This is a genomic window from Pseudomonas zhanjiangensis (assembly GCF_041027545.1).
Classification (GTDB): domain Bacteria; phylum Pseudomonadota; class Gammaproteobacteria; order Pseudomonadales; family Pseudomonadaceae; genus Aquipseudomonas; species Aquipseudomonas zhanjiangensis.
In genome coordinates, this window is the sequence record NZ_JBFTEG010000006.1 from 151555 (window position 1) to 177488 (window position 25934).

Consider the following 25934-nt stretch of genomic DNA (forward strand, 5'->3'; position numbering starts at 1 on the left):
AGCTGCAAGCGAACAGGATCCGACTTGCAGCTTGGGACTTGGAGCAGATGGCTTACTCCGTGGACAGCAGGTCCATGGTGTGGCGATCCATCATGTCCAGGGCTTTGCCGCCACCGCGCGCGACACAGGTCAGCGGGTCCTCGGCGACAATCACCGGCAGACCGGTCTCCTGGGCCAGCAGTTTGTCCAGGTCGCGCAGCAGTGCGCCACCGCCGGTCAGCACCAGGCCGCGCTCGGCGATGTCCGAGGCCAGTTCCGGCGGCGACTGCTCCAGGGCGCTCTTGACCGCCTGGACGATGGTCGCCAGGGATTCCTGCAGCGCCTCGAGCACTTCATTGGAGTTCAGGGTAAAGCTGCGCGGCACCCCTTCGGCCAGGTTACGGCCGCGCACGTCGACTTCGCGCAGCTCGCCGCCGGCGTAGGCGGTGCCGATTTCCTGCTTGATCCGCTCGGCGGTGGACTCGCCGATCAGCGAACCGTAGTTGCGCCGCACGTAGGTGATGATGGCCTCGTCGAAACGGTCGCCACCGACTCGCACGGACTCGGCATAGACCACGCCGTTGAGGGAGATCAGTGCAATTTCCGTGGTGCCGCCGCCGATATCGACGACCATCGAGCCACGCGCCTCTTCCACCGGCAGGCCGGCGCCGATGGCCGCGGCCATCGGCTCTTCGATCAGGAACACTTCGCGAGCGCCGGCGCCCAGGGCCGACTCACGGATGGCGCGGCGCTCGACCTGGGTCGACTTGCAGGGTACGCAGATCAGCACGCGCGGCGAAGGCTGCAGGAAGGCGTTCTCGTGGACCTTGTTGATGAAGTACTGGAGCATCTTCTCGCAGACGCTGAAATCGGCGATCACGCCGTCCTTCATCGGCCGGATGGCGGAAATATTGCCCGGCGTTCTGCCGAGCATGCGCTTGGCGTCGGTCCCCACCGCCACGACGCTTTTCTGGTTGCCATGAGTGCGGATAGCGACCACGGACGGTTCGTTCAGCACGATGCCGCGTTCGCGGACATAAATAAGGGTATTGGCAGTGCCCAGGTCGATCGACAGATCGCTGGAGAACATGCCACGCAGTTTCTTGAACATGGGAGAGGGACCCTAGGCAACGCGTGGGTAAAAAAGTGCGGCAAACTCTAACAACGGGAGGGATTTTGAGCAAGGCGCCAATATGTTAGATTGCCTGTTTTTCCGGGCTTTAGAGCCCATCATCGCGGCCTTTGACCGCCAGCTCACGGCATCCGTTCCCTGCATCGCCTGGCCTGCATGTGGACCCGTGCACATTTCCGCTGGTCGCCCGTTTCATCGGGGGCGGCGCGGCCTTTGCTATGGAGAACCCAATGGCGCTTGAACGCTCCGACGTGGAAAAGATCGCTCACCTGGCCCGCCTGGGCCTGGACGAAGGCGATATTCCGGGCACCACCGAGACCCTCAACAGCATCCTCGGCCTCATCGACCAGATGCAGGCGGTCGACACCAGCGGCATCGAGCCACTGGCCCACCCGCTGGAAGCGACCCAGCGCCTGCGCGCCGATCGGGTCACCGAAGTCAATCAGCGCGAGGCCTACCAGGCCATCGCCCCGGCCGTGGAAAACGGCCTGTACCTGGTTCCGAAAGTCATCGAGTAAGGGAAAAGCCCAGCCATGCATCAATTGACCCTGGCCGAGATCGCCCGCGGACTCGCCGACAAGCAATTTTCCGCCGAAGAACTGACCCGCAGCCTGCTGGCGCGCATTCAGCAACTCGACCCGCAACTCAACAGCTTCATCAGCGTCACCGAGGAGCTGGCCCTGCAGCAGGCCAAGGCCGCCGATGCCCGGCGCGCCGCCGGCGAGAACGGCGCCCTGCTCGGCGCCCCCATCGGCCACAAGGACCTGTTCTGCACCCAGGGCGTGCTGACCAGCTGCGGCTCGAAGATCCTGCACAACTTCAAGGCGCCCTACGACGCCACCGTGGTGGAGAAGCTGGCTGCCGCTGGCGCCGTGACCCTGGGCAAGCTGAACATGGACGAATTCGCCATGGGCTCGGCCAACGAGTCCAGCCATTACGGCGCGGTGAAGAACCCGTGGAACCTCGAGCGCGTGCCTGGCGGCTCCTCCGGCGGCTCGGCCGCCGCGGTGGCCGCGCGCCTGCTGCCGGCCGCCACCGGCACCGATACTGGCGGCTCGATTCGCCAGCCGGCGGCACTGACCAACCTCACCGGGATCAAGCCGACCTACGGTCGCGTCTCCCGCTGGGGCATGGTGGCCTACGCCTCCAGCCTGGATCAGGGCGGCCCACTGGCGCGAACCGCCGAGGACTGCGCGCTGATGCTGGCGGGCATGGCCGGCTTCGACCCCAAGGACAGCACCAGCGTCGATCAGCCGGTCGACGATTACCTGGCGGCGCTCAACCAGCCCTTGACCGGCCTGCGCATCGGCCTGCCCAGGGAGTACTTCGGCGCCGGCCTCGACAGCCGCATCGCCGATGCCGTGCTGGCGACCGTCGAGGAGCTGAAGAAGCTCGGCGCCACGGTCAAGGACATCTCCCTGCCGAACATGCAGCACGCCATCCCGGCCTACTACGTGATCGCGCCGGCCGAGGCCAGCTCCAATCTCTCGCGTTTCGACGGCGTGCGTTTCGGCTACCGCTGCGAGAACCCCACGAGCCTCGAGGACCTGTACAAGCGCTCCCGTGGCGAGGGCTTCGGCGCGGAAGTGAGGCGCCGCATCATGGTTGGCACCTACGCGCTGTCGGCCGGCTACTACGACGCCTACTACCTGAAGGCGCAGAAGATTCGCCGGCTGATCAAGAACGACTTCGTCGCAGCCTTCGAGGAGGTCGATGTGATCCTCGGCCCAACCACGCCGAACCCGGCCTGGAAGCTGGGCGAGAAGAACAACGACCCGGTCGCCGCCTATCTGGAAGACATCTACACCATCACCGCCAACCTGGCCGGCGTTCCCGGCCTGTCGATGCCGGCCGGCTTCGTCGACGGCCTGCCGGTCGGCGTGCAGCTGCTCGCCCCGTACTTCCAGGAAGGTCGCCTGCTCAACGTGGCGCACCACTATCAACAAGTCACTGATTGGCACACCCGCGCGCCAGCCGGATTTTGAGGACGACTGACATGCAATGGGAAACCGTGATCGGGCTGGAAATCCACGCACAGCTCAGCACCCAATCGAAGATCTTCTCCGCCAGCGCCACCACCTTCGGCGCCGAGCCCAACACCCAGGCCAGCCTGGTCGACCTCGGCATGCCCGGCACCCTGCCGGTGCTCAACGCAGAAGCCGTGCGCATGGCCTGCAAGTTCGGCCTGGCGATCGACGCACATATCGCGCCGAAGAACATCTTCGCCCGCAAGAACTACTTCTACCCGGACCTGCCTAAGGGCTACCAGACCAGCCAGATGGATGACCCCATCGTCGGCAAGGGCCATCTGGACATCACCCTCGAGGACGGCACCACCAAGCGCATCGGCATCACCCGTGCGCACCTGGAAGAGGACGCCGGCAAGAGCCTGCACGAAGACTTCCACGGCATGAGCGGCATCGACCTCAACCGCGCCGGCACCCCGCTGCTGGAGATCGTCTCCGAGCCGGATATCCGCTCGGCCAAGGAGGCGGTGGCCTATGTCAAGGCCATCCACGCCCTGGTCCGTTATCTCGGCATCTGCGACGGCAACATGGCCGAAGGCTCGCTGCGCTGCGATTGCAACGTCTCGGTGCGGCCCAAGGGCCAGGCCGAGTTCGGCACCCGCGCCGAGATCAAGAACGTCAACTCGTTCCGCTTCATCGAGAAGGCGATCAACCACGAGGTGCAACGCCAGATCGAACTGATCGAGGACGGCGGCACTGTGGTCCAGGAGACCCGCCTGTACGACCCGAACAAGGACCAGACCCGCTCCATGCGCAGCAAGGAGGAAGCCAACGACTACCGCTACTTCCCCTGCCCCGACCTGCTGCCGGTGGTGATCGAGCAGAGCTTTCTCGACGAGATTCGTGCCGGTCTGCCGGAGTTGCCGGTGCAGAAGCGCGAGCGCTTCGAGCGCGAGTTCGGCCTGTCCGCCTACGACGCCAGCGTGCTGGCCGCCAGCCGCGAGCTGGCCGACTACTTCGAGGCGGTGAACGCCGTGTGCGGCGACGCCAAGCTGGCCGCCAACTGGGTGATGGGCGAGCTGTCCAGCCTGCTCAACAAGGACAACCTGGACATCGAGCAGTCGCCGGTATCGGCCGAGCAGCTGGGCGGCTTGATCCTGCGCATCAAGGACAACACCATCAGCGGCAAGATCGCCAAGATGGTATTCGAGGCCCTGGCGGCCGGCGAAGGCGCCAGCGCCGACCAGATCATCGAGAACAAGGGTCTCAAGCAGGTCACCGATAGCGGCGCCATCGAAGCCATGCTCGACGAGGTGCTGGCGGCCAACGCCGAGCAGGTCGAACAGTACCGCGCCAGCGACGAAGCCAAGCGCGGCAAGATGTTCGGCTTCTTCGTCGGCCAGGCGATGAAGGCCTCCAAGGGCAAGGCCAACCCCGGCCAGGTGAACCAACTGCTGAAGAAGAAGCTCGAAGGTTGAGCCATGACGACGCCGGGCTTGCCCGGCGTCTTGTTATTCACAGGCTGGATGCAACAGCGCCATCCAGCCTACCGGAGCCGCCATGCGTCCATTACCGCTGCCACTGATCGGACTGGCCCTGCTGCTGACCGGCTGCTCCAGCCAGGGCATCGACCCGCACGGCTACCACGCCGATGGCATGGCGTCCTGGTATGGCGCCCGCCACCACGGCAAGCCGACCGCCAGTGGCGAACGCTTCGACCAGAACGCCCTGACCGCCGCCCACCGCAGCTTGCCCTTCGGCAGCCGGGTACGGGTGACCAACCTGGCCAACGACAAGCAGGTGGTGGTGCGCATCAACGACCGTGGCCCCTTCAGCAAGGGCCGGATCATCGACCTGTCGCGCCGCGCCGCCGAGCAGCTGGACATGCTGCGCAGCGGCGTGGCGCCGGTGCGCCTGCAGCAGCTGACCGATTGAGGCCGACGCCTTACATGCGGTAACCAATCGCCTGCCTCTACCCCTGGCGCCTCGACTGCGCATGGCTACACTAGCCGCATTTTTTCGGAGCCCTCTGACAATGACCCTGACGACCTTCATCTACCTGATCGCCGGCCTGATCCTGCTGGTAGCCGGCGCCGAGGTGCTGGTGCGCGGCGCCGCCAAGCTGGCGGCGCAGTTCGGCATCCCGCCGCTGGTGATCGGCCTGACCGTGGTGGCCTTCGGCACCAGCGCGCCGGAAACCGCGGTCAGCGTGCAGTCGGCCTGGAACGGCAGTGGCGATCTGGCCATCGGCAACGTGCTGGGCAGCAATATCGCCAACGTCCTGCTGATCCTCGGCATGACCGCCCTGGTCGCCCCGCTGATCGTCTCCCGCCAGCTGATCCGCCTGGACGTACCGCTGATGATCGGCGCCAGCCTGCTGACCTTCGGCCTGGCCTGGGACGGCGAGCTGAGCCGCCTGGATGGCGCCCTGCTGTTCTCCGGGGTGCTGGCCTACACCACCTTCCTGATCATCAGCAGCCGACGCGACCCGGGCGCGGCCGATGACGAATTCGCCAAGGAATTCGGCCTGCAGGAGGCGCCGAAGCCTTATGCCTGGCTGGTCAACCTGGGCCTGCTGGTGGCCGGCCTGGTGCTGCTGGTCGGCGGCTCCAACCTGCTGGTCGAGGGCGCAGTCAGCCTGGCCCGCGCCCTGGGCCTGTCGGAGCTGATCATCGGCCTGACCGTCGTCGCCATCGGCACCTCCCTGCCGGAACTGGCGACCTCGCTGATCGCCGCCTTCAAGGGCGAGCGCGACATTGCCGTGGGCAATATCGTCGGCAGCAACCTGTTCAACCTGCTCTGCGTACTGGGCCTGGCCTCGCTGGTCTCGCCGGCGGCGATCTCGGTGTCGCCCAACGCCCTGGCCTTCGATTTTCCGGTGATGATCGCGGTAGCCGTCGCCTGCCTGCCGATCTTCTTCTCCGGCTACCGGATCAACCGCTGGGAAGGCCTGCTGTTTCTGGCCTACTACGGCGCCTATACCCTCTACCTGCTGCTGTTCGCCACCGGCCGGCCGTTCGCCCAGACCTTCGGCGACGCCATGCTCGGCTATGTGCTGCCGCTGACCGCCGTGACCCTGGTGGTGATCGCCGGCCGCGCCTGGCACAAGCAGCGCCTGGCCTGACCTGAACCGGAGGCAACGATGAACGACAACTACGACAAGGGCCTGCAGGCGCGCCGCGAGGTCATGGGCGACGCCTTCGTCGACCGCGCCCTGGGTAACGCCACGGCGTTCACCCAGCCGTTGCAGGACTTCGTCAACGAACATGCCTGGGGCGGCGTCTGGACCCGCGACGGCCTGGACCGCAAGACCCGCAGCCTGATCACCCTGGCCGCGCTGACCGCGCTGAAGTGCCCACAGGAACTCAAGGGCCACGTGCGCGGCGCCCTGAACAACGGCTGCACGGTGGAGGAAATCCGCGAGGCGCTGCTGCACTGCGCGGTCTACGCCGGGGTGCCGGCCGCGATCGACGCCTTCCGCGCCGCCCAGGAAGTGATCGAGGCGCACCAGCGGCCCTGACCTGCCAGGTGCACTGCCCGGCGGGTCCGGCCTAGATCCAGCCCGCCCACTGCAGCAGCAGCAAGCCGAGGTTGATGCTCAGCACCGCCGCCAGGGTGGTAATCACGATGATCACCGCCGCCAGCTGGTGGTTACCGTTCACCGCCCGCGCCATGACGAAACTGGCGGCGGCGGTTGGGCTGGCGAAATACAGGAAGAGAATGCCCAGGTCGGCGCCACGAAAGCCCCACAGCCAGGCGCCCAAGGTCGCCAGCAGCGGCAGCCAGACCAGCTTCATCAGGCTCGAACTGAGGGCGACGCCACTGCTCTCGCGCAGCGAGGCCAGCGTCAGGGTGCCGCCGATGCAGATCAACGCCAGCGGCAGCGACATCTGCGCGAAGTAGCCGGCCGACACCAGCAGCCAGTCCGGCAGTGGCACCCGCCAATAGGCGATGGGGATGGCCGCCAGCACGCCGATGATCAAGGGATTGCGCAGGATACTCAGGGCGATCGCCTTGGGCCCGGCGCGGCCATCCGGGCTGTAGAGGGCCAGGATCACGGCCGACAGGCTGTTGTAGCAGAGGATCACCAGGCCGCCGAGTACCGCCCCCAGCGACAGGCCATAGTCGCCGTAGAGGCTGGTGGCCAGGGCCAGGCCAACAATGCCGTTGTTGCCGCGAAAGGCCCCCTGGGTGTAGACACCACGATCGGCCCGGGGGCAGCGCAGCATCGCCCAGCCCCAGGCGATCAGGAAACACACCAGGGTCGCCAGGGCGAAGTAGCCGAGCAGTGCCGGCTGCAGCGCGGTACTGAGGTCCGCCTTGACGATGCCGAGAAACAGCAGGGTCGGCAGGGTGCCGCGGAACACCAGCGCCGAGGCGCTGTTGATGAAGGCCGTATCGATCCAGGCCAGGCGCCTGAGCACCACGCCAAGAAACAGCATGGCGAACACCGGGGTGGTGACGGCGAGGGTTTGCTGGAAGACGGCGAGCACGGCGGCCCCTGACGAGTTGTTAGGGAGCTAATGATGCACCAGAACAAGTGTGCCAGCCTAGTTGCTCTGCACCTCTCTGCCGCCGGTGACAGGCGCCAGCGCCCGGGCCGGCAGCCTCGCGCAGAACGGACTCAGCGCCTGACCGGACGCTTCTGCAGCTTGCGCTGCAGGGTCCGCCGGTGCATGCCCAGGGCGCGGGCGGTGGCGGAGATATTGCCCTCGTGCTCGGCCAGCACCCGCTGGATGTGCTCCCACTGCAGGCGGTCGACCGACATCGGGTTGTCCGGCACCAGGCTGTCGAGGTCGGCATGCTGGGTCAGCAGCGCCGCCAGCACGTCGTCGGCGTCGGCCGGTTTGCACAGGTAGTTGCAGGCCCCGCGCTTGATCGCCTCCACCGCGGTGGCGATGCTCGAATAGCCGGTGAGGATCACCACGCGCATCTCCGCATCCAGCTCCAGCAACTTGGGCAGCAGCACCAGGCCGGAGTCACCCTCCATCTTCAGGTCCAGTACCGCGTAATCGGGCAGGTCCTGCTCGGCCAGCGCCAGGCCTTCCTCGGCCGAACCGGCGGTGGAAACGCGCAGGCCGCGGCGGCTCATGGCCCGCGCCATGACCCGGGTGAAGGTCGGGTCGTCGTCGACCAGCAGCAGGTGCGGTTGTTCTTCGCCTTCGAACAGCGGCTCGTCACTCATGTTTCACTCCTTGCAGGCCGGACTCAAGACCGGCCGTAGGCTCGCGGCAACTTCAACTCGGTGAGCGTGCCGCCCTCTTCGTGGTTATACAACTTTACCGTGCCGCCGGCACGGGTGACGCTGGCCTGACTGAGAAACAGGCCCAGACCGAAGCCCTTGCCCTTGGTGGTGAAGAACGGCCGGCCGAGTTGCTCGGCGATGGCCAGCGGCACCCCGGCACCGAAGTCGCGGATGCTCAGGCGCAACCACTGATGGTCCCAGTCCAGGCGGATATCCAGATTGTCCGGACAGGCGTCGGCAGCGTTGTTCAGCAGGTTGAGCAGGGCCTGGGTCAGGTCAGTCGGCGGCATCAGCCGCGGCGCCGCACCCCGGCCCAGGCACTGGAAACGGTAGCTAGCCTCGGGGCGCATCAGGTGCCAGCGATTGAGGGCGGCTTCCAGCCATTCGACCGCCGACTGCTCGACCACCGCCTGGCGCCGGTCCGCCTCGGCGGCGCGCACCAGTTGCTGCAGGGTGTCCTTGCACAGGCTGACCTGCTCCTGCAGCACCGCCAAATCTTCCTGCAGCATGGGTTCCTGGTGTTCGCGGCGCAGCTCCTTGATCAGCACGCTCATGGTCGCCAGCGGTGTGCCCAGTTCATGGGCGGCGCCGGCGGCCTGGGTGGCCACGGCGAGCAGCTGCTGATCGCGTAGACCCTCCTCGCGGCGTTCGGCGCGCAGCTCTTCCTGATGGCGCAGTTCCTCGGCCATCTTGGCGACGAAGAAGGTGATCAGGCCGGCGGCCAGCGCGAAGCTCAGCCACATGCCGTAGATCAGCAGGCTTTCACGGGATTCGGCGGGCAGTTGCAGCGGGTGCGACCACACCAGCAACAGGGTGTAACCAGCCAGCGCCAGCCCCGACAGGGTCATGGTGTACAGCCAGGGCAAGGTCGCCGCGGCGATGGTCAGTGGCACCAGGTAATAGGAGACAAAGGGGTTGGTCGAGCCGCCGGAGTAGTACAGCAACACGCTGTGGATGATCAGGTCGCAACCCAGTTGCACCGTGTACTCGATCTCGGTGACCGGCCAGGGCCCGCGCAGGCGCAGGGCGGTGAGCAGGCACAGCAGCAGCGACACGCCCAGGGTGATGCTGAGCGCCTCCCAAGGCAGCGGCAGCAGCCCCGAGTTGTAGGCCAGGCCCACCGAGCCGGCCTGGGCAGCCAGGACCAGAATACGGATGAGGGTCAGGCGCCAGAGATTTTGTCGACTGGCCGACAATAATTGCACGGGTGCGAGCATGGACTCTCCAGAAAGGCTCGTTGGCCGAGCCCGGCGAGTATAACCAAGGCTCGCGCCGGCCAACTGCGGCAACTGGCCGCAGCTGGCAGACAAAAAACCGGCCTGCCCAAGCACGGCCGGCCCGTGCAACTTGTATGTAACCCGAATGGTCGAACGGCTTCGTCTACCCTCTGCAAACGCCGCACAAGCCGTGCCCATGCAATTATCAAGGAGCAATCATGCAGCCACTATCCCGTCTCGCCAGCGTTCTCCCCCTGGCCGCCGCCAGCCTGGTCAGCCTGTCGCTGCAGGCCGAGGAGATCCGCTACAACCAGATCGCCCTGCGCGCCGAGGTCAGCGAGGAGATCAGCCACGACCTGATGCACGTGACCCTCTACAGCGAGGCCCAGGAGCGCAACCCGGCCAAGCTCGCCGCAGACATCACCCGCACCCTGAACGCCGCCATCAAGCAAGCCCGCGGCGTCGCCGGCGTGACTGTCGCCCTCGGCAGCCGCCACAGCTACCCGGTGTATGACGACAAACGCCAGAACATTACGGCCTGGCGCGAGCGCGCCGAGTTGCGCCTGGAAAGCGCCGATTTCGCCGCCTTGTCCAAGCTCACCGGCGAGATGCTCAAGGACCTGAAAATGGCCGGCATGGACTTCAGTATCGCCGTAGCGACCCGCAAGGCCCATGAGGACGCCCTGCTCAAGGACGCGGTGGCGGCGTTCAAGGCCCGCGCCACGCTGGCCACCGAGGCCCTCGGCGGCAGCGGCTACAAGCTGGTCAACCTGAACCTGAGCAGCGCCGGCTTCCAGCCGCCGATGCCCATGCGCATGAACGCCATGAAAGGCTCGATGATGATGGATGCGGCGGTCACGCCGGAGGTCGAGGCCGGCACCAGCCAGGTGACGATCAGCGCCGATGGCGTCATCGAGGTGCAGATGCCCTGACTCACGGCAACAAGACTGATCGGCCGTTATCGACAGATAGCGGCTAGTTGCCAGGCTTTACCCGCAGATTTACCGAAATGCGACAAGAACTTATAGCTGACCTACAGTTCAGGCTTTGGGCAGAAGATGTCGCTTGCCTACGGCATACGCCGTGCATAGTTTCTGCCAAGGCCCCCACAAGGGGCCCCTCACGATGACAATCAAAATAAGACAATGAGGTCACTATGCGTAAAAACGCCGTCATCCAGGCCATGGTCGTTGCGGGCCTGATCGCCAGCACCCCGCTCGCCCATGCCGCCAGCAACCTGGTGTTCTGCTCCGAGGGCAGCCCGGCCGGTTTCGATCCCGGCCTGTACACCACCGGCACCGACTTCGACGCCGCTGCCGAGACCATCTTCAACCGCCTGACCCAGTTCGAGCGCGGCGGCACCGCGGTCGTTCCCGGCCTGGCCGAGAAGTGGGAAGTGTCCGAGGACGGTCTGGTCTACACCTTCCACCTGCGTCCCGGGGTGAAATTCCACTCGACCTCCTACTTCACGCCGAGCCGCGCCTTCAATGCCGACGACGTGCTGTTCACCTTCAACCGCATGCTTGACCCGGAGCACCCGTTCCGCAAGGCCTACCCGACCGAGTTCCCCTACTTCACCGACATGGGTATGGACGCCAACATCGCCAAGCTGGAAAAGCTCGACGACAACAGCGTGCGCTTCACCCTCAATGAAGTGGACGCCGCCTTCATCCAGAACCTGGCGATGAGCTTCGCCTCGATCCATTCGGCCGAGTATGCCGATCAGCTGCTCAAGGCCGGCAAGGCCGCCGATATCAACCAGAAGCCGATCGGCACCGGCCCCTTCGTGTTCAAGCGCTACCAGAAGGACGCGCAGATCCGCTTCACCGGCAACAAGGACTACTGGAAGCCGGATGACGTGAAGATCGACAACCTGATCTTCGCCATCAACACCGACGCCTCGGTGCGCATGCAGAAGCTCAAGGCCGGCGAATGCCATATCACCCTCAACCCGCGGCCGGCCGACCTCGACTCGCTGGCCAAGGACCCGAACATCGTCATGCCGTCGCAGCCGGGCTTCAACGACGGCTACATCGCCTACAACGTGCTCCACGCCCCGCTGGACAAGCTCGAGGTGCGCCAGGCCCTGGACATGGCGGTGAACAAGCAGGCGATCATCGACGCCGTGTACCAGAGCGCCGGCCAGCTGGCGGTCAACGGCATGCCGCCGACCCAGTGGTCCTACAACGACGCCATCAAGGATGCCGGCTACAACCCGGAGAAGGCCAAGGAGCTGCTCAAGGCCGCCGGCGTGGCCGAAGGCACCGAGATCACCCTGTGGGCCATGCCGGTGCAGCGTCCCTACAACCCCAACGCCAAGCTGATGGCCGAGATGCTCCAGGCCGACTGGGGCAAGGTCGGCATCAAGGCCAAGATCGTCACCTACGAGTGGGGCGAGTACCTCAAGCGCTCCAAGGCCGGCGAGCACGACACCATGCTGATCGGCTGGAGCGGCGACAACGGTGACCCGGACAACTGGCTGGGCACCCTGTACGGCTGCGACGCGGTGGACGGCAACAACTTCTCCAAGTGGTGCGACGCCTCCTACGACAAGCTGATCAAGGCGGCCAAGCGCACCACCGATGTGGCCGAGCGCACCGAGCTGTACAAGCAGGCCCAGGTGATCCTCAAGCAGGAAGTGCCGATCACCCCGATCGCCCACTCCACCGTCTATCAACCGATGCGCAAGGAAGTTAAGGACTTCAGGATCAGTCCGTTCGCGCTCAACTCCTTCTATGGCGTGAGCGTCGGCAAGTAATTCCCAGCCTGCAACCCACCCGGGCCGGTTATCCACCGGCCCGGGTTTCGTGCCAGCGCCGGCCTACCCGGCCGACGCTGAACCGCACCGTCGCCTTTGGGGAATACCCGTATGCCGAACATTGCACCTGCCCTGAGCCGCCTGCTTCTGAGCGGCGCACTGCTGGCCAGCGGCCTGGCCGGCGCCGCCGAGCGCAGCCTGGTGGTCTGCAGCGAAGCCAGCCCGGAAGGCTTCGATATCGTCCAGTACACCGCCGCGACCACCGCCGACGCCAGTGCGGAAACCGTCTTCGAACGCCTGGTCCGCTTCGCCCCCGGCACCACCGAGATCATTCCGGCCCTGGCCGAACGCTGGGACATCTCCGCCGACGGCCTGAGCTACAGCTTTCAGCTGCGCCAGGGCGTACAGTTCCACCGTACCGCCTGGTTCACCCCGAGCCGCGAGTTCAACGCCGACGACGTGCTCTGGAGCTTTCAGCGCCAGCTCGACCCGGCCCACCCCTGGCACCCGCTGTCGGTGCGCGGCTTTCCCTACGCCGAGGCCATGGCCATGGCGGCATTGATCGACCGCATCGAGCGACTCGACGACCGCAGTGTGCGCTTCGTCCTCAAGCATCCCGAGGCGCCCTTCCTGGCCGACCTGGCCATGGGCTTCGCCTCGATCTATTCGGCCGAATACGCCGAGCAGTTGCTCGCCCAAGACATGGCCGAGCAGCTCAACCGCCTGCCGATCGGCACCGGCCCCTTCGTCTTCCAGCGCTACGCCAAGGATGCCCAGGTGCGTTTTCATGGCAACCCGGCCTACTGGGACGGCGCCCCGGCCATCGACAAGCTGATCCTGGCCATCACCCCCGACCCAAACGTGCGCCAGCAGAAGCTCAAGGCCGGCGACTGCCAGATCGCCCTGCATCCACGGCCGGTGGACATCCCGGCGCTCAAGGCCGCCCCGGACCTGCAGGTGCTGGAACTGGATTCACTGCTGACCGCCTATATCGCCATCAACACCCGCCATCCACCGCTGGACGACGTACGCGTGCGCCAGGCCCTCAACCTGGCGTTCGACAAGGCCGCCTACCTGCGCGCCCAGTATGGCGAGGGCAACGCCAGCCCGGCGCTGGCGCCCTACCCGCCGACCCTCTGGGGCCATGACCCGCAGCTGCAGGACTGGCCCCACGACCCCGAGCGCGCGCGCCAGCTGCTGCACGAGGCCGGCCACGCCGAGGGTTTCTCCCTGTCGATCTGGACCCGCCCCGGCGGCGGACCGACCAACCCCAACCCGGGCATAGGCGCGCAGATGCTCCAGGCCGACCTCGCCGCCATCGGCATTCGCGCCGAGATCCGCGTGTTCGAATGGGGCGAGCTGATCAAGCGGGCCAAGAACGGTGAGCATGACCTGGTGTTCATGGGCTGGGCCGGCGACAACGGTGACCCGGACAACTTCCTCACCCCCAACCTGTCCTGCGCCGCCGCCGAGTCGGGGGAGAACCAGGCCGGCTGGTGCGACCCCGAGTTCGATGCCCTGATCGGCCAGGCCCGCCGGGAGCAGGACCAGTCCCGCCGCGCCGCCCTGTATCGCCGGGCCCTGGCGATCTTCCATGAGCAGGCGCCCTGGATTGCCCTGGCCCACCCCAAGCAGTTCAGTGCCCTGCGCCAGGACGTGCAAGGCTTCGTCCTCAGCCCCATGGGCTCGAACAATTTCGCCCGGGTGAGCCGGCCATGAACCCCGCCCCCATACAACAACAGCGCCGGGCCAGGCAGCCCGACGCACCGATCCAACCGCTGGAGTACTGACATCCCATGTTGTCCTTTATCGCTAGACGCCTGGGGCTGCTGATCCCCACCTTCTTCGGCGTCACCCTGCTGACCTTCGCGCTGATCCGCATGATCCCCGGCGACCCGGTGGAAGTCATGATGGGCGAGCGCCGGGTCGACCCGGAAATGCACGCCCAGGCCATGGAGCGCCTGGGCCTGAACAAGCCGCTGTACGCCCAGTACCTCGACTACATCGGCAACCTGGCCCAGGGCGATCTGGGCGAGTCGCTGCGCACCCGCACCAGCGTCTGGAGCGAGTTCCTCACCCTGTTCCCCGCCACCCTCGAGCTGTCCCTGGCCGCCCTGCTGTTCGCCGGCAGCCTGGGCCTGGTCGCCGGGGTGATCGCGGCGCTCAAGCGCGGCTCGCTGTTCGACCACGGGGTGATGGGCATCTCCCTGGCTGGCTACTCCATGCCGATCTTCTGGTGGGGCCTGCTGCTGATCATGTTCTTCTCGGTGTGGCTGGGCTGGACCCCGGTGTCCGGGCGCATCGACCTGCTCTACGACATCCCCCCGGTGACCGGTTTCATGCTGATCGACACCCTCTTGAGCGACGAGGAAGGCGCCTTCATCGACGCCCTGCAGCACCTGATCCTGCCGGCCATCGTGCTCGGCACCATTCCCCTGGCGGTGATCGCGCGGATGACCCGCTCGGCCATGCTCGAGGTGCTGCGCGAGGACTACGTGCGCACGGCGCGAGCCAAGGGCCTGTCGCCGGCCCGGGTGGTGTTCGTCCACGGCCTGCGCAACGCGCTGATCCCGGTGCTGACGGTGTTCGGCCTGCAGGTCGGCACCCTGCTGGCCGGCGCCGTGCTGACCGAGACCATCTTCTCCTGGCCGGGCATCGGCAAGTGGCTGATCGAGTCGATCGGCGCGCGCGATTACCCGGTGGTGCAGAACGGCATCCTGCTGATCGCCTGCCTGGTGATCCTGGTCAACTTCGTGGTGGACATCCTCTACGGCCTGGCCAACCCACGCATCCGCCATCAGCGCTAAGGAGGCCTGAACATGACCGCTTCGACCGATACCCAGGCCCTCGACCCTGCCCTGCTCTACCCCTCGCCGCTCAAGGAGTTCTGGCAGGCCTTCGCCCACAACAAGGGCGCCGTGGCCGGCCTGGGCTTCATGCTGCTGATCGTCTTCTGCGCGCTGTTCGCCCCCTGGGTGGCGCCGTTTGATCCCAGCGAGCAGTTCCGCGACTTCCTCCTGACCCCACCGATGTGGCTCGAAGGCGGCCAGGCGCAGTTCCTCCTCGGCACCGATGAGCTGGGCCGCGACCTGCTCTCGCGGCTGATGCACGGCGCCCGCCTGTCGCTGCTGATCGGCCTGTCCTCGGTGCTGATGTCGCTGATCCCGGGCATCCTGCTGGGCCTGGTCGCCGGCTTCTTCCCGCGCCTGCTCGGCCCCTCGATCATGCGTCTGATGGACGTGATGCTGGCCCTGCCCTCGCTGCTGCTGGCGGTGGCCATCGTCGCCATCCTCGGCCCGGGGCTGATCAACACGGTGATCGCCATCGCCGTGGTGTCGCTGCCGTCCTATGTACGCCTGACCCGCGCCGCGGTGATGGGCGAGGTGGGCCGCGACTATGTCACCGCCGCGCGCCTGGCCGGCGCCGGCCTGCCGCGCCTGATGTTCGTCACCGTGCTGCCCAACTGCATGGCGCCGCTGATCGTCCAGGCCACCCTGAGCTTCTCCTCGGCGATCCTCGACGCCGCGGCGCTGGGCTTCCTCGGCCTCGGCGTGCAGCCGCCGACACCCGAGTGGGGCACCATGCTGGCCTCCGCGCGCGACTACATCGAGCGTGCCTGGTGGGTGGTGTCGCTGCCCGGCCTGACCATCCTGCTCAGCGTGCTGGCGATCAACCTGATGGGCGACGGGCTGCGCGACGCGCTCGACCCGAAACTCAAGAATGCCGTCTGAGGAGCCATCCATGAGTCTTCTGCACATCAACAACCTCAGCGTGCGCTTCGGCGACGCCAACGCCGTACCGGTGGTCGATGGCCTGTCCCTGGCCGTGGACAAGGGCGAGGTGCTGGCCATCGTCGGCGAGTCCGGCTCCGGCAAGTCGGTGACCATGATGGCGCTGATGGGCCTGATCGAGGCTCCCGGCATCGTCACCGCCGACAGCCTGCAATTCGACGGCAGCGACATGCTGCGCCTGAAGGGCAAACAGCGCCGGCACATCGTCGGCAAGGACCTGTCGATGGTCTTCCAGGACCCGATGACCGCGCTCAACCCCAGCTTCACCGTCGGTTTCCAGATCGAGGAGGTGCTGCGCCAGCACCTCGGCCTGAAGGGCCAGGCGGCCCGCCAGCGCGCCCTCGAGCTGCTGGAAAAAGTCGAGATCCCCGCCGCCGCCAGCCGCCTCAAGGCCTACCCGCACCAGCTCTCCGGTGGCATGAGCCAGCGCGTGGCGATCGCCATGGCGATCGCCGCCGAACCCAAGCTGCTGATCGCCGACGAGCCGACCACCGCCCTGGACGTGACCATCCAGGCGCAGATCATGGAGCTGCTGCTCAACCTGCAGCGTGAGCAGGACATGGCCCTGGTGCTGATCACCCACGACCTCGCGGTGGTCGCCGAGACCGCCCAGCGCGTGTGCGTGATGTACGCCGGGCAGGCGGTGGAGGTCGGCACGGTGCCCGCGCTGTTCGACGCCCCCACCCACCCCTACACCGAAGCCCTGCTCAAGGCGATTCCCGAGCACAGCCTGGGCGCCAAGCGCCTGGCCACCCTGCCCGGCATCGTCCCCGGCCGCTACGACCGCCCGCACGGCTGCCTGCTGGCACCACGCTGCCCTTACGTGCAGGCGCGCTGTCGCGAGCAGCGGCCGGCCCTGGAAGCCCACGAACGCGGCGCGGTGCGCTGCTTCTTCCCCCTCAACCTGAATGCCGAGGTGGCCCGATGAGCGCGCCTGCGTCCACCGCCAATGTCCTCACCGCCCGCGACCTGACCCGTCACTACAGCATCGCGCGCGGCCTGTTCCAACCAATGGCCAGCGTCCAGGCGCTCAACGGCGTGTCCTTCGACCTGCAGGCCGGCAAGACCCTGGCGGTGGTCGGCGAATCCGGCTGCGGCAAGTCGACCCTGGCCCGCGCCCTGACCCTGATCGAGGAGCCCAGCTCCGGCTCGTTGCAGATCGCCGGCCAGGAAGTCGCCGGCGCCAGCAAGGCCCAGCGCCAGCAGCTGCGCCGCGACGTGCAGATGGTGTTCCAGAATCCCTATGCCTCGCTCAACCCGCGGCAGAAGATCGGCGACCAGCTCGGCGAGCCGCTGCTGATCAACACCCAGCTGTCGCGGGCCGAACGCCGCGAGCGGGTGCAGGCGATGATGCAGCAGGTCGGCCTGCGCCCGGAGCACTACCAGCGCTACCCGCACATGTTCTCCGGCGGCCAGCGCCAGCGCATCGCCCTGGCCCGGGCGATGATGCTGCAGCCCAAGGTGCTGGTGGCGGACGAGCCGACCTCGGCCCTCGACGTGTCGATCCAGGCCCAGGTGCTCAACCTGTTCATGGACCTGCAGGAAGAGTTCAATACCGGCTACGTGTTCATCTCGCACAACCTCTCGGTGGTGCGCCATGTCGCCGACGAAGTACTGGTGATGTACCTCGGCCGCCCGGTGGAGATGGGGCCCAAGGAGCGCATCTACGCCCGCCCCCTGCACCCCTACACCCAGGCCCTGCTCTCGGCCACCCCGGCGATTCACCCGGACCCGCTCAAGCCGAAGATCAAGATCGCCGGCGAACTGCCCAACCCGCTCGACCCGCCGTCGGGCTGCGCCTTCCACAAGCGCTGCCCGCATGCGACCGAGCGCTGCCGCAGCGAACTACCGCTGCTGCGCCTGCTCGACGCGCGCCAGGTGGCCTGCCACCACGCCGAGACGATCAACGCCTGAGGCCAGGACCTGCGCGCCCTTGCGGGGCGCGCAGGCCGTATCCGCGCTTATAACCATCTAACAATTAGATATATAAAAACAGACACCAAAAGCGCCTTCCACGCTGGATCGAGCCAACCAGAATATAAAAAAGCCTCGCCCTAGAGGCTTCCGATCGAACTATCAATGTGATCGATAAGGGACATCGGCGCAATCGAGTTTTATATCGAAATTTCGCGATTAACATGGGCCCCGTAGTCAACTTCCAGCCCCTACGAGGAGCCTCCCCATGAAAAAGCAAATTCTCACCGCCCTGTTCGTTTCCACCCTCGGCCTTAGCGGCCTGAGCCTGGCCGAAGGTGGCGCCGAGCGCACTAGCGGCTTCCGCGTCGCCGAAGACGGTGCAGAGCGCACCAGCAGCTTCCGCGTCGCCGAAGACGGTGCCGAGCGCACCAGCGGCTTCCGTGTCGCCGAAGGCGGTGCCGAGCGCACCAGCGCCTTCCGGGTTGCCGAAAACGGTGCTGAGCGCACCAGCGCCTTCCGTGTCGCCGAAGGCGGTGCCGAGCGCACCAGCGGCTTCCGGGTTGCCGAAGGCGGTGCCGAGCGCACCAGCGCCTTCCGTGTCGCCGAGAGCGGCGCCGCACGCACCAAGGCCTTCCGCAGCGCCTGAGGCGCCCCGCCATGAATGGAGCTAGCAGGTGATGATGTATGCCCAGCTCGATCCGCCGAAGGCGCCTTCAATGGCGCCTTCGGCTTTTCAGGGCGCCCGCCTGCCGAAGAAGCGGTAGAAGCGGCGCAGCTCGGCCTGGGCATCGGCCAGGCTGACCGGGCTGAAGCGCAGGCCGTGGTGGGGGGGGCACTGGGCCAGGCGACTCTGGTCGAGCGGATGCAGCCAGCCGAGAATGGGGTAGCCGCCCATGGTCTGGTGATCGGCCTGGAGAATGATCGGCTGGCCGTCCGGCGGCACCTGGATCGCCCCCCGGCTCACGCCCTGGGACCACTGCCGCGTGTTCACCGCCAGGGCCTCGCCCTGCAGGCGCGCGCCCATGCGGTCGGACTGCGGGCTGAGCTGCCAGGTCTGCGCGAAGAACGCGCGCAACTGATCCGCATCGAAGCTGGCGCTGTCGCCGCCGGCGATCACCCGTAGCCGGGGTATGGCCCGGTAGTCCGGTCGGTAGACCCAGGGCACACTGAGTATGCCCGTGCGCTGGCCCGGCCGACAGGGCAGCAGATCGCCGGCCCGCAGCGCCTCACCGGTGCCATGCAGCCCGCCTAAGCCCTCGCGCGCCTGGGTGCTGACACTGCCGAGCACCGGCGCCACCTGAAAACCACCGGCCACCGCCAGGTAGGCGCGCTGGCCGCTGCGAGCATAGTCCAGCTTCAGGCGCTGGCCGGCGCGGATCGGAAAACGCGACCAGGGCAGCAACGCCTGGCCATCCAGGCTCGCCGCCAGCTCGGCGCCGGTCAGGGCCAGCCAGGTATCCAGCTCGGCCTCCAGTTCCAGGTAGCCGAGGGCGACTTCCAGCAACGGCGTGCCCCAGGGGTTGTCCAGCAGGCGGTTGGCCCAGGCCGCCGCCTGCAGATCCAGGGCCCCCGCCGGAGACACCCCGAGGTGCTGCCAGCCATGCCGGCCAGCATCCTGCAGCAGGCTCAGCGGTCCCGGTTTGAGTATCCGCAGGCCGCTCACCGGGGGCCGCCCTCGGCGCGAAAGCGCTGTTCGTCGATCACCACGAAGCGTACCCGGTCGCCGATGGCCAGCGGGCACGGCGGCTCCTGGCCGGCATCGAACAGGCGCCAAGGGCACAGGCCCAGCAGGTGCCAGCCGCCGGGCGAGGCTTGCGGGTAGATGGCGGTCTGCCGCTCGGCGATGGCCAGGCTGCCGGCCGGCACCGCGGTGCGCGGGGTGGCCCGGCGCGGCAGGACCAGGCGCTCGTCCAGCTCGCCCAGGTAGGCGAAACCGGGCGCGAAGCCGATGGCGCCGACCCGGTACTCGGCGCCGCTGTGCAGGGCGATGACTTCCTCGCGGCTCAATCGGCACGCCTGCGCCACCTCCTCGAGGTCGGCGCCGGCATACCAGACCGGGATCTCGTGCAGGCGCCCGGCCCGCTCGGGCAGCGGCGCCTGCAGCCAGCGCTCGAGCAGCGGGGTCAGGCGTTCCGACAGTTGCCGGTGATCGGTACGGGTCAGGTCGTAATGCAGCAACAGGCTGGTCCAGCCGGGAACCAGGTCGACCAGCAGGCTGCCCAGCTCCACGCGCAGCTGCTCGGCCACCTGGGCGATGCGCAGCGGCAGCTGCGCATCGGGCTGCTCGGCCAGCTCCAGCAGCAGGCCCTCGGCGCCGACCGGCTCGAGGCGGATCACGTGGCGTCCAGGGCCGCCCGCAAGCGCCGCAACACGGCCAGGGACTCGGCGTTGTCGCCGTGCACGCAGAGGCTGTCGGCGGTCAGGCGCAGGGGCTTGCCGTCGATATCGGCAAACGCCTCGCCCCGGGCGATCGCCAGGCCCTGCTCGAGAATCCGCTGCGGGTCCTGGTGCACCGCGCCCTGCAGGCGGCGCGGCGCCAATTGGCCGTCGGCCAGGTAGGCGCGGTCGGCGAAGGCCTCGAACATCAGCGGCACATCGACCTGGTCGGCCAGCTCCAGTTCGCGGCGGTTATCGGCCAGGGCCAGCACCATCAGCGGCAGCCCCTGGCGATAGGTGACGCAGGCCTCGAGCATGGCGACGAACAGCGCATCGTCGCGCAGCAGGTCGTGATAGAGCGCGCCGTGCGGCTTGACGTAGGCCACCCGGGTGCCGGCCGCGCGACAGAAGGCGTCCAGCGCGCCGAGCTGATAGAGCACCAGCGCGGTGACCTCTGCCGGCGTGCAGGCCATGTGCCGACGGCCGAAGCCGGGCAGGTCGGGATAGGACGGATGGGCGCCGATCGTCACGCCGTACTGCATCGCCAGGGCCACGGTGCGCTGCATGGTCAGCGGGTCGGCGGCGTGGAAACCACAGGCCAGGTTGGCCTGGTCGATCAGGGGCATGGCCAGCAGGTCGTCGCCCATGGTCCAGGCGCCGAAACTCTCGCCCATGTCGCAGTTCAGCAGGATTCGTCTGTTCATAGCCCAAGCTTAGAGCCAGCGCGCCGCGGCGGGAAGCCCGCGGCGCCGCCCGAGCTAGTAGACGTCGCGCCGGTAGCGGCCCTGGTCGACCAGCTCGGCCACGGCCGCCTCACCCAACAGTTCGCGCAGCACGCGGTCGACGCCGCTGGCCATGCCGGCCAGGCTGCCGCAGACGTAGAGCGCGGCGCCCTGCTCCAGCCAGCGGCGCAGCTCGTCGGCGTTCGCGCGCAGGCGATCCTGCACGTAAAGCTTCTCGGCCTGGTCGCGGGAGAAGGCCAGGTCCAGGCGTTGCAGTTCGCCACCCGCCAGCCAGCCCTGCAGCTCGTCCCGGCAATAGAAGTCGTGGGCCGCGCTGCGCTCGCCGAACAGCAGCCAGTTGCGCCTGTGGCCGGCGCCGATGCGCGCCTTGAGCAGGCTGCGCAGGCCGGCCAGGCCAGTGCCGTTGCCGATCAGGATCAGCGGGCGGTCGTCCTCGGGGACATGAAAGGCGCCGTTGCGCCGCACCCGCGCCCGCAGCGACTGTCCCGGCTGCAGCGTCTCGGTCAGCCGGCCCGAGCCCAGGCCCAGGCCGCCGTCGGCGCGGCGCTGCTGGCGCACGATCAGCTCCAGGCCGCCGTCGCCGGGCAGCGAGGCGATCGAGTAGTCGCGGCTGGCGCCTTTGCCCACCGGCACCTCGAGGATGTCGCCGGCCTGCCAATCGACCGGCGTCGCGGGCTGTAGGCGGATCAGGAAGGTCGGCGCCCCGGCGCTGCCCGGGTTGACGCACTCGCGCCGCTGCAACTGCCACTGCGCGTAGGGCTCCGCCGCCGCTTCCGGCGCGGCCGTGCCGGTCAGCGCGGCGAGCTGGCGCCGCCAGTCGGCCAGGGCGGCATCATCGCCGTCGTCGACCTGGACCGGGGCAAACAGGCTGTGCGCCCCCTGCCCGTGCAGCCAGTGGTGCAGGCGCAAGGCAAAACCGCAGAACTGCTGGTACTGGCGATCGCCCAGGGCCAGCACGGCGTAGCGCAGGCTCGACAGCCCCAGGGCCTGGCCGAGCAGCGCCCGTTCGAAGCCACGGGCGCTGTCCGGCGCCTGACCATCGCCGAAGGTGCTGACCACGAACAGGGCCTGCTGCACCTGGCGCAGGCGCTGTTCGTCGAGCCGCGCCAGCGGCTGCACCTCGACCGCCAGGCCGGCCGCCTGCAGTTGTCCGGCGGTCTGCCAGGCCAGGCGCTCGGCGAAACCGCTCTGGCTGGCGAAGCCGATCAGCCAGGCGTCGGCGCCGCCCGTAGTCGGCGCCAGGGCGCCACGGACCGCGCGCAGCGCCCGCCGGTTGCGCCGCCGTTCGAGATAGAGCAGCCAGCCGGTGATGGCGAACAGCGGCATGGCCAGGCTGGCCAGCATCATCAGCAGACGCCCGGGCAGGCCGAAGTAGCTGCCGACGTGCAGGGCATAGACGCTGCTCAGCAGCTGCGCGCCGAAGGGCTGCTCGGCATAACGCTGCTGGCGCTCGACCGCGCCACTGAGCGGGTCGAGCTGCAGCTGGTTGAACGCGCGCGTATGCGGGGCATCGTCCAGCAGGTAGAACAGCGTCGCCGGCTGCCCGGCGGCCGCCGGCAGGCGCAGGTTCCAGCTCGCCAGCCGCGCCCCGGTCGCGTCCTGGATGGCGCGCCACAGCCGCTCATGGTCGACGCTCGGCGGCGGTCCCAAGGGGGCCTCGTCGCGCCCGCCACGGCGCTCGCCCGGCTTGCCGCGCTGCTGCCCGGCAGGCGCCTCGCCGAACAGCTGGGTCAGGCCGTCGCGGTACCAGTCATAGGACCAGTAGAGGCCGGTCAGGGCGGCGCACAGGTAGAACGCCAGGCACCAGGTGCCGGCCACCGCATGCAGGTCCCAGTTGAAGGCGCGGCCGCGCTTGGCCCAGTCCAGGCTCAACCAAGCGCGCCAGCTCAGGGCCTGGCGCGGCCAGCGCAGGTACAGGCCGGACAGGCAGAAGAACAGCAGCGCCAGGGTGCAGGCACCGGTGACCTGCTTGCCGGTCTCGCCCATCGCGAGGAAGCGATGCAGCCGCAGCATCAGGTCGAAGAAGCTCTGGCCGCGGGGCTCGGCGAGCAGCTCGGCGCGGTACGGATCGAAATAGCGCATGGGGCCGCGGCGCTCGCCCGGCGCCGGAGCGAAATTGACCCGCGCGGCGCGGCCCGTGCCCGGTTCCAGCCACAGGCCGACCACCCGCTGGCCGCTGGCGACTTCCAGGCGCGGCACCAGCTCGGCCGGCGGCAGCACCCCGCGCGCGCTCGCCTCGACCCGCAGCACCTCGGGATTGAGCGCGCGCAGCAGCTCGTCCTGGAACGAGTAGGCGGCGCCGGTCAGACCCATCAGGGCCAGGACCAGGCCGGCGCTGATGCCGAACAACCAGTGCAATTGAAACAAGACTTTTTTGAACATCGACGAGGCTCGACACGAACATGAGGCGGACGCCCAATGCGCCCGATAATTTTGAGAATGAATTCTATTTGATAACCAAAATCAGCCGCAATTAGCTCGTCACGCCAACTCCTTTCGTTTCGCGCTGACCGCGACTTACAAATAAAGTTGCAACATGTTTACATACGCAAATGCAAAGCAATACTATTCGCATTCTTTTCATGGAGAGTCGCGCGGTGACCGTCTTACGCTTAAATCCACTCTATCTATCGCTGCTGGGTGCCTTCGCCGTGCAGGTCGTACATGCCGAATCGAACAGCGCGCTGGAGATTCCAGCCGCCGTGGTGACCGGGCAACAGCAAACGAGCAGCTACAAGCCCAGCCGCAGCAAGAGCGCGCTGAAGATCGATGCGCCGCTGCGTGACATCCCGCAGACGGTCAACGTCATTCCGCAAAGCGTGATCAAGGATCAGGGCGCCCAGTCGATGGAAGACGTGCTGAAGAACGTGCCCGGCGTCGGCCTGTCCAACGGCGACGGTCAGCGCGACCAGGTCACCATTCGCGGCTTCAGCGCCATCGGCGACCAGTACATCGACGGTATTCGCGACGACGCCCTGTACTACCGCGACCTGTCGAATATCGAACGGGTGGAAGTGATCAAGGGCCCTGCCGCCGTACTTTATGGCCGCGGCTCCTCCGGCGGGCTGATCAACAGCGTGAGCAAGCGCCCGACCTTCGCCCCGGTGCAGGAAGTGGGGGTCAGCTTCGACAGCGAAGGCAAGCAGCGCAGCCAGTTCGATGCCGGCTGGGCCGATCAGGAGCACGGCGACAAGGCCTTCCGGGTCACCGGCGCGTTGGAGGACAGCGACGGCTTCCGCGACGACGCCTTCCTCGAGCGCAAGGCCCTGGCGCCTTCGGCCTACTTTAAGCTGTCCGATGACCTGGAGCTCAACCTGGGCGCCAGCTACCTGTACGACAAGCGCCTGATCGACTTCGGCATTCCGGCGCTGAACGGCCGCCCGGTGGATGTCGATCCGGGCAAGCGCTTCGGTTCCGCCGACCCGGATCAGGACTACACCCGCAGCGAGGTGTTCTCCCTCAGCGCCGGCCTCGACTACCAGATCAACGACGACTTCAGCCTGTCCAATACCAGCCGCTACTACCACTACGACCTGGATCGCAACAACACCCTGACGCACACCGACGCCAACCGTTTCGTCACCGCCGCCAATGGCGAACTGCTGGTCAAGCTGCGCCGCGGCAACGTGCAGCGCAAGGAAGATGGCTGGTTCAACCAGACCGAGCTGAAGCAGCAGGCCCAGTTCGCCGGCATGCAGCATAGCCTGCTGTATGGCGTGGAGCTGGGTCGGCAATACAAGCACCAGTCGGTATTCAGCCAGAGCGATGTGGCGCGGGTACCGGTGTTCCGCGACGGTCTGGTCGAGGTGCCGTTCACGGCGGCGCAACAGACCTCCAAGGGACTCAACACCCAAGACACCGCCGGCGTATATGTACAGGACCTGATCGAACTGGCGCCGCAATGGAAGGCCTTGCTTGGGGTGCGCTACGACGTGTTCGACCAAGCCTTCGATGACGACCTGAGCGGCAGCGACATCTCACGTACCGACAGAACCTGGAGCCCGCGTGTCGGCCTGGTCTATCAGCCGGACCAGGTGCAGTCCTACTACATCTCGGTGAGCCGCTCCTATCAGCCGTCAGGTGAGACCTTCCCGCTGAACAATTCGATCAAAGACCTGGAGCCGGAGCAGACCACCAACTACGAGCTCGGCGGCAAATGGGACCTGCTCGATCGGCGCCTGTCACTCACCGCCTCGCTGTTTCGCCTGGAACGCACCAACATGAAGACCAGCGACCCGGTCAACCCCGGCCAGCTGATCCTCGCCGGCGAACAGCGCACAGATGGTTTCGAGACCACCCTGACCGGCCAGTTGAGCGACAAGTGGCAAGTGTATGCCGGCTACGCCTATCTGGACGCGGAGATCACCAAGTCCAACAGCAAGACCAATGGCGTGGCCAACGAAGGCCAGACCCCGACCCTGACCCCACGGCACAGCGCCAACCTGTGGCTGGTACGCTCGCTGGACCAACAGTGGCGAGTCGGCATGGGTGCCAACTATGTCGACGAGCGCTACACCGCGCTGGACAACGTCACCGTCATGCCCGGCTACACCACCTTCGATGCCGCGTTGCTGTACAACCAGCCGCAATGGGATGCGGCCTTGCGCCTGCGCAACGCGTTCGACAAGGAGTACTACGCCTCGGCCCACGGCTCGGTGGATCTGATCACCCCCGGCGCGCCACGCAGCTTGGAGCTGAGCGCCAACTACCGCTTCTAGATAGTCCGCCGTCGAGCGCCCGACCCGACCCGCACAGACCGGATCGGGTCACCTCGGCGCACCAGCCAAGGGTTCAGCGTTGCTCACCTGA

At 67.2% G+C, this 25934-nt stretch carries 23 protein-coding genes; 15 read left to right on the forward strand and 8 right to left on the reverse strand.

The genetic code is table 11. From position 1 onward, the window contains the following. Positions 1–52 precede the first annotated feature (52 nt). A complete protein-coding gene (gene mreB / locus AB5S05_RS10055) occupies positions 53–1090 on the reverse strand; it encodes a rod shape-determining protein MreB (RefSeq protein WP_369287372.1) in 1038 nt (345 codons plus the stop codon). Between the two features lie 251 nt (positions 1091–1341). On the opposite strand from mreB, the gene gatC reads away from it, so the two are divergent. The 6 genes from gatC to pcaC all read left to right on the forward strand — a co-directional run bounded on the left by gatC (position 1342) and on the right by pcaC (position 6598). Continuing rightward, positions 1342–1629 (forward strand): Asp-tRNA(Asn)/Glu-tRNA(Gln) amidotransferase subunit GatC, encoded by a 288-nt coding sequence (gatC, locus tag AB5S05_RS10060; RefSeq protein ID WP_369287373.1) that lies wholly within the window; start codon positions 1342–1344, stop codon positions 1627–1629. A 15-nt stretch (positions 1630–1644) separates the two neighbouring features. Beyond that, entirely contained in the window at positions 1645–3096 is a 1452-nt protein-coding gene (gatA, locus tag AB5S05_RS10065) for an Asp-tRNA(Asn)/Glu-tRNA(Gln) amidotransferase subunit GatA (protein WP_369287374.1), read from the forward strand. An 11-nt stretch (positions 3097–3107) separates the two neighbouring features. Next, entirely contained in the window at positions 3108–4556 is a 1449-nt protein-coding gene (gene gatB, locus AB5S05_RS10070; protein WP_369287375.1) for an Asp-tRNA(Asn)/Glu-tRNA(Gln) amidotransferase subunit GatB, read from the forward strand. Between the two features lie 82 nt (positions 4557–4638). Beyond that, a complete protein-coding gene (locus tag AB5S05_RS10075) occupies positions 4639–5013 on the forward strand; it encodes a septal ring lytic transglycosylase RlpA family protein (RefSeq protein WP_369287376.1) in 375 nt (124 codons plus the stop codon). A 100-nt stretch (positions 5014–5113) separates the two neighbouring features. Continuing rightward, on the forward strand, positions 5114–6202 hold the full coding sequence (locus tag AB5S05_RS10080) for a calcium/sodium antiporter (RefSeq protein ID WP_369287377.1): 1089 nt from the start codon (positions 5114–5116) through the stop codon (positions 6200–6202). Between the two features lie 18 nt (positions 6203–6220). Continuing rightward, positions 6221–6598: a 4-carboxymuconolactone decarboxylase gene (gene pcaC, locus AB5S05_RS10085; RefSeq protein ID WP_369287378.1), complete on the forward strand. Its 378-nt coding sequence runs from the start codon at positions 6221–6223 to the stop codon at positions 6596–6598. 31 nt (positions 6599–6629) lie between these two features. Here pcaC and AB5S05_RS10090 read toward each other — a convergent pair whose 3' ends face one another. The 3 genes from AB5S05_RS10090 to AB5S05_RS10100 form a co-directional block, all read right to left on the reverse strand. Further along, positions 6630–7571 (reverse strand): AEC family transporter, encoded by a 942-nt coding sequence (locus AB5S05_RS10090; protein WP_369287379.1) that lies wholly within the window; start codon positions 7569–7571, stop codon positions 6630–6632. A 131-nt stretch (positions 7572–7702) separates the two neighbouring features. Continuing rightward, positions 7703–8263 (reverse strand): response regulator transcription factor, encoded by a 561-nt coding sequence (locus AB5S05_RS10095; protein ID WP_369287380.1) that lies wholly within the window; start codon positions 8261–8263, stop codon positions 7703–7705. A gap of 23 nt (positions 8264–8286) precedes the next feature. Next, on the reverse strand, positions 8287–9540 hold the full coding sequence (locus AB5S05_RS10100; protein WP_369287381.1) for an ATP-binding protein: 1254 nt from the start codon (positions 9538–9540) through the stop codon (positions 8287–8289). 218 nt (positions 9541–9758) lie between these two features. Between AB5S05_RS10100 and AB5S05_RS10105 the strand changes: the two genes are divergently transcribed. The 8 genes from AB5S05_RS10105 to AB5S05_RS10140 all read left to right on the forward strand — a co-directional run bounded on the left by AB5S05_RS10105 (position 9759) and on the right by AB5S05_RS10140 (position 18652). Continuing rightward, positions 9759–10472 carry an SIMPL domain-containing protein gene (locus tag AB5S05_RS10105; RefSeq protein WP_369287382.1) on the forward strand — a complete coding sequence of 238 codons (714 nt, stop codon included), beginning with the start codon at positions 9759–9761 and terminating at the stop codon, positions 10470–10472. A 224-nt stretch (positions 10473–10696) separates the two neighbouring features. Beyond that, positions 10697–12298, forward strand: a complete 1602-nt coding sequence (locus tag AB5S05_RS10110; protein ID WP_369287383.1) for an ABC transporter substrate-binding protein — start codon at positions 10697–10699, stop codon at positions 12296–12298. Between the two features lie 111 nt (positions 12299–12409). Then, entirely contained in the window at positions 12410–14017 is a 1608-nt protein-coding gene (locus AB5S05_RS10115) for an ABC transporter substrate-binding protein (protein ID WP_369287384.1), read from the forward strand. A gap of 77 nt (positions 14018–14094) precedes the next feature. Further along, complete coding sequence (locus tag AB5S05_RS10120) at positions 14095–15105, forward strand: ABC transporter permease subunit (RefSeq protein WP_369287385.1); 1011 nt, start codon at positions 14095–14097, stop codon at positions 15103–15105. 12 nt (positions 15106–15117) lie between these two features. After that, positions 15118–16029 carry an ABC transporter permease subunit gene (locus AB5S05_RS10125; RefSeq protein ID WP_369287386.1) on the forward strand — a complete coding sequence of 304 codons (912 nt, stop codon included), beginning with the start codon at positions 15118–15120 and terminating at the stop codon, positions 16027–16029. Between the two features lie 10 nt (positions 16030–16039). Further along, positions 16040–17017: an ABC transporter ATP-binding protein gene (locus tag AB5S05_RS10130; RefSeq protein ID WP_369287387.1), complete on the forward strand. Its 978-nt coding sequence runs from the start codon at positions 16040–16042 to the stop codon at positions 17015–17017. Continuing rightward, positions 17014–18003 carry a peptide ABC transporter ATP-binding protein gene (locus AB5S05_RS10135; protein ID WP_369287388.1) on the forward strand — a complete coding sequence of 330 codons (990 nt, stop codon included), beginning with the start codon at positions 17014–17016 and terminating at the stop codon, positions 18001–18003. Before AB5S05_RS10130 ends, AB5S05_RS10135 begins: the two co-directional genes overlap by 4 nt. A 268-nt stretch (positions 18004–18271) precedes the next feature. Next, positions 18272–18652 (forward strand): phage infection protein, encoded by a 381-nt coding sequence (locus AB5S05_RS10140; RefSeq protein ID WP_369287389.1) that lies wholly within the window; start codon positions 18272–18274, stop codon positions 18650–18652. 87 nt (positions 18653–18739) lie between these two features. On the opposite strand, the gene AB5S05_RS10145 is transcribed toward AB5S05_RS10140, so the two are convergent. The 4 genes from AB5S05_RS10145 to AB5S05_RS10160 are packed head-to-tail and all read right to left on the reverse strand — an operon-like array spanning position 18740 to position 23507. Beyond that, complete coding sequence (locus tag AB5S05_RS10145) at positions 18740–19669, reverse strand: 5-oxoprolinase subunit C family protein (protein ID WP_369287390.1); 930 nt, start codon at positions 19667–19669, stop codon at positions 18740–18742. Beyond that, positions 19666–20343 carry a 5-oxoprolinase subunit PxpB gene (pxpB, locus tag AB5S05_RS10150; RefSeq protein WP_369287391.1) on the reverse strand — a complete coding sequence of 226 codons (678 nt, stop codon included), beginning with the start codon at positions 20341–20343 and terminating at the stop codon, positions 19666–19668. Before pxpB ends, AB5S05_RS10145 begins: the two co-directional genes overlap by 4 nt. Next, complete coding sequence (locus tag AB5S05_RS10155) at positions 20340–21086, reverse strand: 5-oxoprolinase subunit PxpA (RefSeq protein ID WP_369287392.1); 747 nt, start codon at positions 21084–21086, stop codon at positions 20340–20342. Before AB5S05_RS10155 ends, pxpB begins: the two co-directional genes overlap by 4 nt. Positions 21087–21140: 54 nt before the next feature. Beyond that, complete coding sequence (locus AB5S05_RS10160) at positions 21141–23507, reverse strand: PepSY domain-containing protein (RefSeq protein ID WP_369287393.1); 2367 nt, start codon at positions 23505–23507, stop codon at positions 21141–21143. 200 nt (positions 23508–23707) lie between these two features. Here AB5S05_RS10160 and AB5S05_RS10165 point away from each other — a divergent pair, with 200 nt between their 5' ends. Beyond that, a complete protein-coding gene (locus AB5S05_RS10165) occupies positions 23708–25843 on the forward strand; it encodes a TonB-dependent receptor (protein ID WP_369287435.1) in 2136 nt (711 codons plus the stop codon). Positions 25844–25934: the final 91 nt, after the last annotated feature.